Origin of the sequence: Streptomyces sp. NPDC059787 (assembly GCF_042732315.1) — a bacterium.
Classification (GTDB): Bacteria; Actinomycetota; Actinomycetes; order Streptomycetales; family Streptomycetaceae; genus Streptomyces; species Streptomyces atrovirens.
This window is the reverse complement of record NZ_JBHWHX010000006.1, coordinates 1-13334: the sequence shown is the minus strand read 5'-3', so window position 1 is coordinate 13334 and position 13334 is coordinate 1. Positions and strand designations below refer to the sequence as shown.

8 protein-coding genes are annotated in these 13334 nt (G+C 68.6%); 5 read left to right on the top strand and 3 right to left on the bottom strand.

Going from position 1 to position 13334, the window contains the following annotated elements; all coding sequences use genetic code 11:
* Positions 1-137: 137 nt before the first annotated feature.
* On the bottom strand, positions 138-1244 hold the full coding sequence (locus tag ACFV5H_RS07545; RefSeq protein ID WP_385193343.1) for an LCP family protein: 1107 nt from the start codon (positions 1242-1244) through the stop codon (positions 138-140).
* Positions 1245-1587: 343 nt separating this feature from the next.
* Between ACFV5H_RS07545 and ACFV5H_RS07540 the strand changes: the two genes are divergently transcribed.
* From ACFV5H_RS07540 to ACFV5H_RS07520, 5 genes are all read left to right on the top strand, one after another.
* Positions 1588-2652 carry a hypothetical protein gene (locus tag ACFV5H_RS07540; protein WP_385193340.1) on the top strand — a complete coding sequence of 355 codons (1065 nt, stop codon included), beginning with the start codon at positions 1588-1590 and terminating at the stop codon, positions 2650-2652.
* Positions 2653-2969: 317 nt separating this feature from the next.
* Complete coding sequence (locus tag ACFV5H_RS07535; RefSeq protein ID WP_385193337.1) at positions 2970-4778, top strand: stealth family protein; 1809 nt, start codon at positions 2970-2972, stop codon at positions 4776-4778.
* The gene (locus tag ACFV5H_RS07530) at positions 4775-7525 is read left to right on the top strand and encodes a glycosyltransferase (protein WP_385193334.1); all 2751 of its coding nucleotides are present in this window, start codon (positions 4775-4777) and stop codon (positions 7523-7525) included. Before ACFV5H_RS07535 ends, ACFV5H_RS07530 begins: the two co-directional genes overlap by 4 nt.
* A gap of 21 nt (positions 7526-7546) precedes the next feature.
* Positions 7547-9022, top strand: a complete 1476-nt coding sequence (locus tag ACFV5H_RS07525; RefSeq protein ID WP_385193331.1) for a glycosyltransferase family 2 protein — start codon at positions 7547-7549, stop codon at positions 9020-9022.
* 50 nt (positions 9023-9072) lie between these two features.
* The gene (locus ACFV5H_RS07520) at positions 9073-11814 is read left to right on the top strand and encodes a CDP-glycerol glycerophosphotransferase family protein (RefSeq protein WP_385193328.1); all 2742 of its coding nucleotides are present in this window, start codon (positions 9073-9075) and stop codon (positions 11812-11814) included.
* Positions 11815-11823: 9 nt separating this feature from the next.
* On the opposite strand, the gene ACFV5H_RS07515 is transcribed toward ACFV5H_RS07520, so the two are convergent.
* Positions 11824-12798, bottom strand: a complete 975-nt coding sequence (locus tag ACFV5H_RS07515; RefSeq protein ID WP_385193325.1) for an endonuclease/exonuclease/phosphatase family protein — start codon at positions 12796-12798, stop codon at positions 11824-11826.
* Between the two features lie 53 nt (positions 12799-12851).
* The gene (locus ACFV5H_RS07510; protein WP_385193322.1) at positions 12852-13199 is read right to left on the bottom strand and encodes an NTP pyrophosphohydrolase; all 348 of its coding nucleotides are present in this window, start codon (positions 13197-13199) and stop codon (positions 12852-12854) included.
* Between the last annotated feature and the right edge of the window lie 135 nt (positions 13200-13334).

Below are 13334 nucleotides of genomic sequence, written 5' to 3'. Positions count from 1 at the left end.
ACGTTCGCGGTGTCGACGCCCGGCCCAGGGCCGCAGCGAGGAGGTCCGTAGCCGGGAAAGGTGACCGGTCAGCCTGCCGAACAGGCCCCGTATGTCCCGTTTCGATGCGGCATGCGGGGCCTGTTGCTCCTCAGGGGTCAGCCCGTCTTCTTGGCGTCCTTGAGCAGTTCCGCCGGGATCTCGGCGTCGTCGCGGATCGCCGTCCACAGCTTCTCCGCCTTCGACTCGACGGCGACCACCCGGTTCGGGTCGACCTTGTCGTACGTGACCGGCAGCATGATCGTCTGCATGCCCTCGGCGTCGATGCCCTTGACGCTCTGGGCGAAGTCGGCGAGGGCGGTCAGCGACGCGAGTTCCTTGTCGGTGGTGAGCGCGCCGGTCGCGGACCGGGCGATGGAGTAGGCCTTGGTGGGGCTGGTCAGCAGGTCCTGCTTCTGCACCTCGCTGATCAGCGCCTTGAGGAACTTCTGCTGGAGTTCGATGCGGCCCAGGTCGCTGCCGTCGCCGTAACCGTGCCGGGTGCGGACGAACTGCAGGGACTGGTCACCGTCCAGGCGGTGTGTGCCCGTCCCCAGCTGCAGCTGATCGTTGTCGATCGGCTTGTCCAGCGTCACGGTGACGCCGCCCACCTCGTCCACGATCTGCTTGAAGCCGGAGAAGTCGAGCTCCACCAGGTGGTCGATGCGGACGTCGCTCATCGACTCGACGGTCCTCGCCGTGCAGGCCGGCCCGCCGAGGGCGTAGACCGCGTTGAACATCACACGCTTCGCCTCCGGCAGCACCTTGCCGCTCTCCGTGGTGCACTCGGGCCGGGTCACCAGGGTGTCGCGCGGGATGCTCACCGCGACCGCCTCGGTGTGGCCCTTGGCTATGTGTACCAGCAACGTGGTGTCCGACCGCTGCCCGCTCACGTTCCCACCGGCCAGGTCGCCGTTGTCGCCGGCCCGCGAGTCGGAGCCGAGCACCAGCAGGTTCAGGGCGTCGCCCGCCGCGGCCTTCTTCGCGGGGCGGGAGGAGTCGTCGCCGAGGGCCTTGTCGAGGTCGACGGCATTGTCCTTGAGCTTGGAGTCCAGGGACGAGTAGAGCCAATAGGCGGTGCCGCCGAGGACGAGGACGAGGGCGAGCAGGGAGAAGAGTACGATCCGGCCGGTACGTCGCTTCTTCTTCTGAGCTCTGCGGTTGCCCCGCTTGTCGGGCGGGGTGCGGTCGGCAGGCGGCACAGGCGTGCTCAGGTCGTGACTCACGGCGGGGTCCTCGCAACTCGTGCCCAGAGGGCAAGGGCAGCAGGCCGCTCCCGTGAGGGGCCGGGTCGGTGCTGCTCGGCTGACGCTTGGTTGGCATTGAACTATAGACAGGTGCTCGAAAACTCTTTTGAGTGATGTGCCCGGTTGTGTGCCCTGGCGAGTACGGCCGGCCGTCCCGTCCCCGGTGCTTCCGGCCGCTCCCGGATCCGTTCCGGCGGCCGCGACCCGAGGCTCGTGCGGCGCCGACGGGGCAACGGGACGCTTGTTCGGACGTGCTTATGATGTGGCGAATTCCGGGGTCATCCGTGGATACCGGGGCCCGGCGCGGGAAGGGACGGCACACATGCGCGGCAGAGGTGCGCAGGCGGTGGCCACGGGATCGTGGCTGCTGCGTGGGAACGACGACCGCCTCGCCGTGTACGCGCTCGTCGAAGGCGGTGTGCACCGCTGGACGGAGACCGCGGTCGGCAGCGGGCGCTGGAGCGGGCCGGACTTCTTCCCCGCTGAGGGGCTGACCGGGCTCGCCGTCGCCCAAGGGGCCAATCGCTACGCGCACTTCCTCGGGCGCAGGGAGAAGCGGACGGGCGGGGACACGCCGAAGGTCGACCTGCTGTACGCCGTGCAGTACCAGTCGGGCCGAACGCTGGGGGACTGGCGTTCCCTGGGCAACCCGTACCGCGACCCGAGGGACGCCGCGACACTCGGCGTGCCGGCCGCCGCCGTCGACGGACAGGGCACGGTCCACGTCTTCGTCTCCGGCGGCCCCGGCGGGGTCATGCTGCGGCGCGAATCCAAGAGCGGGGCGTGGGAGGCCTGGAAGGACCTGCGCGGCGGCGCGGTCGAGGGCGGGCCGGCCGCCGCGGCGAACTCCGCCGGACTGGTCGAACTCCTCGTGCCGGGGAACCGGTCGGTCATGCGCTGGGTGCAGACGGAGCCCGGAGCCGACCTGCGCCGGGCACAGGACCTCTCGCCCGCTCCGGTACCCGGCTCTGCCGCGCTCCTCGAGACCGCCCCCGGTGTGTTCACCGCGTACTGGTCCGAGCAGAGTGGGACGGGCGTCTACGCGCAGCGGCCCGGCGAGTGGGCCTTCCCCGTCGGCGGGGCCCCGGGCGAGGGACCCCACGCCACGCTCCGTGCCTCCGTCGACGGCTACGACTGCACGGTCCTGGCCCACCAGGGGCGTACGGGAACAGCCGTGATCGGCGTCTGCGGCACCGGCGCGGAGTCCGGTGGACTGTGGTGGTCCGACACGGGGGTGACCTGTATCGGCACTCCGGCGCTGGCACTGGACGGGCGGGGCCGGGTCGTCATGGCGACGGTCACCGCGGACGGCGCCGTCCTGGTGAACCGGCAGCGGCCGGAGCCCGGCCTCACCCTGTCCGACTGGGACCGCCTGCCGGGCGACTGAGCCGGCTCCCGCCGTCCCAGGCCGACGAGACCTGCCAACTTACGGCGCGTCAGTACACCAGATCATGCTGGAAATCCAGACCTGCAAATGGTTGTACGGCTCATCGGTGATGATTGTCACGCATCACAAGTTGTCCACAGGCTGTCTTGACCTGGACTTTTAGGAAACCATTATGTGAAAGTTTGATGGTTCACCGTTATGCGGTGATCGCAGTTGAATCGGGGCGATGAGCCCTGTGTCTGGTAACGCGAGCTTCTTCCACGCCAAGGCCCACACAGCGGGGTGTGCGACATCCTTGGAGGGCAGAGCTGCTGGGTATGGATGGTGGATGCCTCGTGGGTGGCTCGGACAACCCTGAAGCCGGAGCGCTGATCTCGGCGTACCGGTCTGCGGTTCCGACCGGCGCGAGGCAGCGCATCGTCCGCGGGGTGCCGACCCCGGTCCGCAAGGTCGTGAAGTCCTCCCTCACCGCCGCCGACTCCGTGCGCTCCGCCGCGGTGGTCTGGGCGATGGGGGGCAAGCGAAAGGCGCCCCGGCACAGCACCGCCTACAGCCGGCGGGTCGTCCGCGTCGGCCGCCGTCACATGCGTGCGCTGTTGGTCGAGGGGGCGACGGACTGGGCCGCCCGCGCCCGCAACCTGAACATCGTGGTCTCCGTTCTGGAGGCGGCGGGCGTCGACTACTTCTGCGTGCGGGGCACGAACAGCGGGCTGCCCGCCGTCGCCGTCCCCGCCGCGTCCCGCCCGCTGGTCGAGGAACTGCTCCAGCTGGCCTTCGAGCAGGCCCCGGGCTATGTGGGACCCGCCGGCGGCAACGAGGCGCGGATGGAGCCCGGCGACGACGAGAGGTCGTGGCGGCAGCTGCGCAAGAACAAGGTGCTGCGCGTCGCGTGGTACGTGTGCGACCCCACCCAGCAGCTGGTCTTCGGCGCGGCCACCGGATGCGACCTGGAGATGTGGACGGAGCGGGACGGGGAGCTGCGGGCTCCGCGCCCCAACCGGGTCATCGACGCGGTTCCGGTGAGGGCCCCGCGCAAGTCGGCGCCGCAGAGCCTCTTCAGCCCCATTCCTCCCGCCTACCACACGGGGGACGCGAGGACCCTGGCCGAGTTTGCCGTGCCGCTCCCCGAGGACCACCAGTTCCCCATCGATGCCGTCTACACCTGGGTCGACGACTCCGACCCGGTCTGGCGGGCGTCGCGCGACCGTGTGCGCCGGGGGTTCTCCGCGGACGGACTGCACGAGCAGGCGGCGAACGACTCGCGGTACACCAGTCGTGACGAACTGCGGTACTCGCTGCGGTCGCTCCACCAGAACGCCCCCTGGGTGCGCAACATCTATCTCGTGACGGCGGGCCAGGCCCCGTCCTGGCTCCAGGCGCAGCACGCGAACCTCCGGGTGGTGGACCACCGGGAGATCTTCTCCGACGCCTCCGCCCTGCCGACGTTCAACTCGCACGCCATCGAGAGTCAACTGCACCATATTCCGGGACTCTCGGAGTGCTTCCTCTACCTGAACGACGACGTGTTCTTCGGCCGGCCGGTGACGCCCGGGCATTTCTTCCATCCGAACGGCATAACCAAGTTCTTCACCTCACCCGCGCTGATACCGGGCGGCGCCGTCTCCTCGACGGACCTTCCGGTCAACGCCGCGGGCAAGAACAGCCGTTGGCTCATCGCGCAGAAATTCGGTACCGCCATATCCCAGAAGATGAAGCACACGCCGCACGCGCTCCGCAGGAGTGTGCTTCAGGAAATCGAGGAGACCTTCGCGGAGCAGCACGCCACCACCCAGCATTCACGTTTCCGTTCCCCTGGGGACGTGCCGATCGCCTCGTCGCTGCACCACTATTTCGCATACCACTCCGCCCGGGCCACGGTGGGGGACATCCAGTACCGGTACATCGACCTCTCGGCCGATCTGGCCGAGCGGCGCCTGAACACGCTCCTCGCCAACCGGAACATGGACACCTTCTGCCTCAACGACACGGTGGAGTCGGCTGACCCGGAAGCGCAGCGGGACATGCTGAAACGTTTCCTTGAGGCGTATTTCCCGGTGCCCAGTCCTTATGAAATCGCGGAATACGAGAATGCCCTCGAGCCTGCGAGTGAGTTCCGGCGCACATGAATTCCTATGACGTCACGCTGGTCGTGCCGGTCTACAACGTGGAGCAGTACCTCCAGGAGTGCCTGGACTCCATCGAGGCACAGACGGTGTTCGAGCGCTGCGAGATCGTGCTCGTCGACAACGGCAGTACGGACGGCTCCTACCGGCTCTGCGCGGAGTTCGCCCGTCGGCACGCCAACACCACGGTGCTGGTGCGCCACGGCGGCGGTGCAGGAGCGGCCCGCAACCTCGGCATGGACCGGGCGACCAGCCCGCGCATCACCTTCTGTGACTCCGACGACGTGCTCCCGCCCACCGCGCTCGAACGCATGCTGGACGCCTCCTCGGCCACGGGGGCCCAGGTCGTGGTGGGTGCGATGGAGACGTTCCCCAAGCCGACCAACTGGGCCTGGAAGGAGCACTTCGGAAAGGGCGACCGGACGTTCGACAGCCTCGTCGAGATGCCTGAACTGGTGCACAGCGCCAGTGCCTGCAACAAGCTCTTCGACCTTTCCTACCTGCGCTCCCACGGCATCCGCTTCGCTGAAGGCGTCCACTTCGAGGACGCCTACGTCGGCGTCTCCGCGCTCGTTCTCGCCACCCGGCTCGCCCTGGTCGACGCGTGTGTCTACCGATACCGCAAGCGCGCCGCGGGGAACTCGACCATGGACGCGATCTGGACGCGGCGGCAGAACTACTGGGACCACCTCCAGCTCGTGGAGTACCTGCACCGGCTGGGCGCGGGCCTCCCGGAGAACTCGAAGGCCGTGCTCGACCTCTTCCTGGTACGGAGCTACCAGGGCTTCGCGCTCCGGGCACCTGACCTCTTCCAAGGGGCGGAGCTGGAGGACATCTACGCGCGGTGTCGCGCGGTCTACTGGGGCGTCTCGCCCGACGTGATCGTCAGGGCCACCGCGGACGCCCGCCATCGGGTGGCCTATCTCGCCTTCCTCACCGGGGACTTCGGCCTGTTCGCGGACCGGGCGGCCAGGCTGCACAAGCTCTCCGTGCGTGACGGTCACCCGTACCTCATCGGTGGACTGCCGGACCAGCTGGCCCCGTTGGCGCAGGCCACGCCCTTCACCGCTCATCTGGAGCACGTTCGCCGGGTGCCGGGAACCGGGACGCTGCGGCTCTCCGGACGGTTCGAGGTCAGCGGCATGCCCCTGGTCCGGCCCCTGGCGGGGCACCTCGGCCTGCGTGTCCGGGGGAGCCGCCTCAGCGTCCCCGCCACGCAGATCCGCCGGCGGGACCTGAAGAACACCCGGCCCGACACGGAATGGGGCGGCTTCACCGCCGACCTGCCCTTCGACGCCTTGCGGAAGGGTGTCCACGACCTCGAGTTCGTCATCGACTCCGAGGGGGGCCAGGCGGTCACCCCGTGCCTGGTCGCCGCGGGTTATCTGCGCGGGGCGCGCGTGGTCGAGCACGGCGGAACACGGGTCGTGCCGCACTGGAAAGGGAAGAACCGGGCGATCCTGATGGTCTCCGGCACGGCACGCCGGCTCGCCCTCGGTGTCCCGGGCGGTCTCCTCGCCAAGGACGCCAAGCATGTGCTGCGCCGTCGGCCGTTCTGGAAGCAGCGCCTGCTGCGGCTGTTCACGAAGCCGCTGAAGCCGCTGTTCCTCGGCCGGGACATCTGGCTGTTCGGTGAGCGGGGCGACACCGCGCAGGACAACAGCTGGCACCTGTTCCGGCACGCGCGCACCGCGGGCAAGCGGCGCGGGGCGTACTACGTCATCCGGGCCGGCAGCCCCGACCGGGCCCGTCTGGCGGGGCTCGGCCACGTCGTCACCCACAGCTCCTGGAAGCACAAGCTGTTGATGTTGCACGCGTCCGTGCTGGTCAACGCCTACGACATCGACACCTACATGCTGCCCGACGGCTGGGACCGGACCCGCTACCTCAAGCATCTGAACTGGCGCGTGGGTGCCCGCCGGGTCTTCCTGCAGCACGGTGTGACGGACAAGGACGTCAGCAAGGGCCTGCACCGCAACCGCACGGGCGTCGACCTCATCCTCGCGGTGAGCCGGCGCGAGGGGCGGTTCCTGTCGGAGGAACTCGGCTACGAGGGGCAGGTGGGGGTCATCGGCTTCCCCCGCTTCGACGCGCTGGTTCCCGGGCGCGGCGGACGCACCATCCTGTTCATGCCGACGTGGCGCGCCTATCTGACCGTCGCCTCGTACAGCCGTGACGGCGGCGGACGCGAGACGCGACAGGCCATGCGCGACCGGTTCCTCGCCTCCGGCTACCGGGATTTCATGGTCCGTTTCCTGAACGACCCGGAGCTGCTGGCCGCCCTGGACCGGTACGACTACACACTGCAGTTCCTGCCGCACTACGAAATGCGCGCGATGGTCGGGGAGATCGTGCCGGACCACGGCCGGGTCCGGATCATCGACCAGAACGAGATCAGTGTGCAGGAGGCCATGCGGCGCTGCGATCTCTTCGTCACGGACTGGTCGTCCACCGCCTTCGACGTCGCATACCTCGGAACTCCCCTGGTGTACGCACAGTTCGATGCCGAGGAGTACTGGGACGGGCATTACCAGAAGGGCTATTTCGATGCCCGCCGGGACGGATTCGGGCCGGTCGGGGAAACCGTCGAAGAGGTCGTGGGTGAAGTGGTCCGCTACATACGGGGAGGGTGTGAGAGGGAGCCCGAGTATCTGCGGCGGGTGGAGAATTTCTTCGAGTACCGGGACCAGCAGAACAACGTGAGGGCGTCGGAAGCGATCGATCGTCTCGTTCGGGAGTTGAATCATTGATGTGGTGTGCCAGGAGGAAGCATGTCCCAAGCCAACTGTGACGTGACGGTCGTCGTGCCGTTCCGCGATGTCCAGAACTTCTTCGCCGAATTCCTGGAGTCGGTGGCCGCGCAGACCGCCTTCGCGCGCGCCCATGTGATTCTCGTCGACAACGGCAGCAGTGACCGGTCGGTGGCGATCGCGAGCGAATTCGCCGGCCGGTACGCCAACGTCGACCTGGTCTCGCAGCCCCAGGGCCGGGCCGGCGACGCGCGCAACATGGGCATGGACATGGCCTCGACGCCGTACATCGTCTTCTGGGACGCCGACGACGTCGTGCCCGAGCGGTCCCTGGAAGTGCTCCTGAAGACCATCGTCAAAACCAGGGCCACGATCGTCGTGGGCCGTGAGAAGCATGTCCCGAAGCCGGTCAAGGCGCCGTGGCACAAGTACTTCGGCAAGAACGTCAAAACGGTGAGCAGCGTCGTCGACATCCCCGACCTGATCCACTCGGCGTCCTGCTGGAACAAGATCTTCGACCTCGACCTGCTGCGCTCCCAGGGCATCCGGTTCGGTACCGGCACCGCCTTCGAGGACGCCTATGTCTCGCTGCCCGCGCTGCTGCTCTCGGAGCGCATCGCACTGGTCGACGCCCCCGTCTACGAGTACCGCAGGCGCGGTGACGGCTCCTCCGTCATGGACACCATCTGGGACCTCCCGCAGAACTATGCCGATCAGCTGATGATGCTGGAGTACCTCGCGGGTATGCGTCAGGGACTCACGCCGTACCAGCAGGAGACGCTGGAACGGTTCCTCATCCGCAGCATGCAGGGCTTCCTGCTGAGGGCCCCGCGGATCTTCGGCGAAGCCGACTGCCGGAAGCTCTTCGAGCGCTGTCGCACGCTCTACTGGGGAATCACCTCGGAGCAGTTCGCCCGGAGCACGAACGACACCAGGCACCGGCTCCCCTATCTCGCGCTGCACTTCGCGGACTTCGACCTCTTCTACCGTCCGGCCTCCGTCCTCGGCTCGGTCTTCGGCCGGGAGGGGGACCTCTACGTCGACTACCCGGGGACGTCCTGGGGGCTGCCGCTCACGAAGGTCACGTCCGTTCCGGCCCGGATCGAGGGGGTCTCCGCCGGCGAGGGCGGGACGGCGGTGGTCCACGGCCGCTTCTCGGTCAACGGGATCCCCGACGAACTGCTCGCCAAGCTCGAACTGCAGGTCTGGTTCGAACGGAGCGGCAAGACCCTTCCGGCGGTGAACCACGGGCAGGACCACGGCCAACCGGGCCAGGAGGGAGCCGTCTTCAGCGTCACCGTCGACCCCCGGGAGTTCCCGGCCGGTTCCTTCCCCGTGCGTCTGGTGCTGTGCACCCGGGGCAGGGACGTCTCGCGCCCCTGCACCGTCTCCCCGGCCCTGTCCCAGCAACCGCCCGTCAACGGATTCCACGGTTTCGCGCGCATCACCGCCGACGGCGGGAACGCCCAACTCGTCATCGAGTCCACCCAGCACTGATCACGATCCGCTCCAGAAATGGGGTATTCGGCAGAAAACAGGAGTCATAGGTGTTCGATCCCCTCTACGACGTCGCCGTCGTCGTCCCCATCTTCAACGTGGAGAGATATCTCCAGGAGTGCCTGGACTCGCTGGCCCGCCAGACGGTGTTCGACCGCTGTCAGGTGATCCTGGTCGACAACGGCAGCAGCGACGAGTCGCCCGCGATCGCCGCGGAGTTCGCCTCGCAATATCAGAACGTATGGGCGTTCGTGCATCCTGAGGGAAAGGCGGGCGGAGCCAGGAACGCGGGAATGGACCTGGTCAGCGCCCGCTACATCACGTTCTGCGACTCCGACGACGTCCTGCCCGAGGACGCCCTGGAAATCATGTGGCGGACCGCGGTCAAAGAGCGTGTGCCGCTCACCATCGGACGGATGGAGACGTTCCCGGAGGAGACCAACTGGCCCTGGCTCCGCTACTTCGGGAAGCAGGTCCAGGTGCATCCCGGAATCGAGAACATCCCGGAGATGATCCACGGCGGAAGCGCCTGCCACAAACTCTTCGACGTCGAGTTCATCCGCGCGAACGACATCCGGTTCCGTGAGGGCGTGCACTTCGAGGACGCGTTCTTCTCGGTCACCGCCATGCTGCTCGCGGACCGCATCGCGATGGTGCCGAACACGGTCTACCGGTACCGCAAGCGCGCCGCCGAGGACTCCACGATGGACAAGCTGTGGGAGCGCACGGAGAACTACTGGGACCACCTCCTTCTGGAGGAGTACCTGATGACGCTCCGCTCCCGCCTCTCCGGCCACCGGCAGGAGGTCCTCAACAGGTTCCTGGTGCGCAGCTACCAGGGCTTCGCCCTGCGCGCGCCGCAGGTCCTGCCCGAGGAGGAGCTGTTCCGGCTCTTCCAGCGGGCCCGCGCGGTCTACACGCTGGTGCCGCCCGACGCGGTCCTGACCTCCACCCACGACACCCGCCACCGGGTGCCGTTCCTGGCGATGTACATGAACTGGTACGAGCTCTTCGCGCGCCCGGAGCAGGCGATCAGCGGTGTGTACGGGCGGGGCGGAGACCTCTACCTCGACGTCGCGGTGCCGAGCGCGTTGCTCCCGCTGACGAAGGTCTCCTCCACCAGCGTGCACGTGGAACGGATCCAGGCGGACGCCAAGTCCGGCGGGATCGTCGTGGCCGGCCGGTTCGTGCTCAACGGACTCCCCATGAGCGCCGCCATGCGTAATCCCCTGCAGCTGTGGGTGGAGAAGAGCGGTCAGATGGTGCCCGCGCGACAGGTGTGGCGCAGTGACCTGCTGGCGACGCGTGACGATCTCGCCTGGGGCGGATTCGAGGCGGTCGTCCCGGCACACGCCCTCAAGGACGGTGAGTTCCCGCTGAAGCTGGTGTTCTGCACCTCCGGCCGTGATGTCTCGCGCCCGTGCATGATCACCACCGCGATGCTGCGCGGCGCCCGTCCCATGAAGATCGCGGACCGCTATGTCCTTCCGCTGGCGAAGGGCAAGGACAACGCCGTCCTGGTCGTCCGGGAGGCGCAGGGCCGGAACGGCGACAAGGCCTGGGAGGAGTTCCTCGAGGGCCTGGACCAGGAGCAGAAGAAGCGCAAGGCGCCCTTCTGGCGTGCCCGCGCCATCCGGCGGGCCACGCTCCGGTTCTTCCGCCGCAAGGAGATCTGGCTGATCGGCGAGCGCAAGGACACCGCACAGGACAACAGCCTGCACCTGTTCACGTATCTGCGGAAGCACGAGCGCCGCCGCAAGGCCTACTACATCATCGAGAAGGGCAGCGCGGACCGGGCCAAGCTGAAGCGCCTGGGGAACGTGGTGGCGCACAGCTCCTGGAAGCACAAACTGCTGATGCTGCACGCGTCGCTGCTCATCAACGCCTACGACATCGACTCGTACATGCTTCCCGACGGCTGGGACCGCACGAAGTACCTCAAGCACCTCAACTGGCGCGTCGGGGCCCGACGGGTCTTCCTCCAGCACGGGGTCACCGACGAGGACGGCAGCAAGGCCCTGCACCGCAACCGGACCGGTGTGGACCTGGTGTTCGCGACCAGTGACCGGGAGGCCCAGTACTTCTCCGAGCACATGCACTACGGGGACCAGGCCAAGGCACTGGGCTTCCCGCGCTTCGACGCGCTGCAGCCGGACCGCGGCCGACGGCGTGTCCTGCTGATGCCCACCTGGCGCAAGTACCTGACGATCCCCTCGTATCTCCAGGGGGACGGTGCCGACCAGGACGCGGTCGACGAGATCTTCCGGGAGTCGGCCTACCGGGAGTTCATGGTGCAGCTGCTGCGCCACCCGAAGCTGATGGAGGCGCTGGAGCACTACGACTACGTGCTCGACTTCCTTCCGCACTACGAGATGCGGAACATGGTCGACGGGGTTGTACCGGACCACCCCCGAGTGCAGCGTCTGGACCAGACGAAGGTCAGTGTTCAGACGGCCCTGCGCCAGTGCGACCTGTTCATCACGGACTGGTCCTCGGTCCACTTCGACATGGCCTATCTCGGCACGCCGCTCGTCTACGCCAGGTTCGACCCGGACGAGTACTGGGCCAAGCACGCCAGAAAGGGGTACTTCGAGGCGGCGTACGACGGGTTCGGACCGGTGTGCGGCAACGTCGAGGAAGTGGTGACCGAAGTGATCCGCTACCTCGGCAACGGGTGCAAGCGCGAGCCGGAGTACGACTACCGGGCGCGCGCCTTCTTCGCCTTCGAGGACCGCGACAACTGCGCCCGCGCGACGGCCGCGATCGCGGAGCTCGCGGCAACGGACGTGTGAGGCCCCGCCTCACCGGTCGCGGCGCAGCGTCACCGCACCGATCAGGGCCCGGTGGTCGGAGCAGAGGCGTACGCCGTGGCACGAGGCCGGTATGGCCAGGGAGTCCGCCGTGTACGCGCCGCTGATCCGGTCGGCGCGTACGAAGAGGTAGTCGAGCTTGACGCCGCTGCCGCACGGCCCGGGTCGGGGCGCGGGCACGGAGAAGGTCCGCTCGCCGTGCCCGGCGCAGTGCCCGCGGTCCGCGTCGTCCAGTTCGCGGTGCGCACCCCGCCCGCCGTGGTCCGTGCGGCGGGCGACGGACGGCGCGTACATCCGGTCCATGCGGGTGTGGTGTGGCTGGGCGTTGAAGTCACCGGCCACCAGATAGGACCGGCCGGCCGTGGCGAAGGCGTCGAGCCGTGCCCGGACGGCGGCGATCTGGCGGTCGTTGGGCGAGCCGTCCCTTCCCGGGAAGGCGCGGGGCGTCAGATGGGTGGTGCAGAAGGTCACCTCCGGACGGTCGGCGAGCGGCGCGCACAGTAGCGCCCGGCGCTCCGCCGTGCCGTCGGACGGCAGGACGTAGGTCTCCGCCGGGCCCAGCGGCCACTTGCTGAACAGCGCGATCCCGTACGCCTCGGAACCCCGGCACAGCCCCTTGCGGGGGTTCAGCGTGGCGGTGAACCGGGAGAAGTTGCCCCGGTCGGCCGGCCAGCCGGCCCCGCGGAGCCACTCCTGAACCGCCTCGTACTGCCCGCGGCACACTTCGTTGAGTGAGACCAGGTCGGAGTCGCGGTTGAGGACCGAGGAGACCAGGGCGCCGACGAGCCCGTCGGAGACGGAGCCGCGGTGCAGGGTGTTCCCGGCGATGTTCCAGTGCCAGAGCCGGTACGGGGCGTCTGCGGCGAGCGGGGCGGAGGCGTACGGCGGGGCCGCGTACGGGGTGGTCCCCAGGAGCACGGCCGTGGTGAGCAGGAACGGCAGCACGAGGATCCGCCCGGTGCGCATGTGGCGCCACTTGCCGACGCGACGGCGAAGGGCCTGCGGCCGACGGCCGAGTCTCACCGGCGCACCGCCCGCGGCCCCACGCAGGTCGCGCCCAACTCACCGACCCTGCGCCTGAGCGCACGGTCGGCGGTGACCACGACCACGGGCTGCTCAGCCCGCTCCACCAGGGCCACGATGTGATCGTCCCCGCTGCCGGCCGCCGACTCGACGCGTACGCCGGGGACGGACTCCACGCCCCGGGCGGCCCCCTCGACCACCAGCACCACATCGGCACCGGTCCGCTCGGCGTGTTCCAGCAGGAGGTCGCGCAGCCGCTCGGCCGCGCCCCGCCGGTCCCGCCACCAGCCGTCCGGTACGGATCCGACGACGTTGGCCCCGTCGACCACCAGCAGTTCCCTCATGTGGACCAGGGTCGCACGTGACGCCCGACGGCTTCCGCGCGAGAGGGAACGCGTGTGCTCGTGCGGAGCGCCGACGGCGGTCGGGAGCCAAGCGGAAAAGGCGTGGGAACCGTGTGCCGGCCACGCCCGGCACAC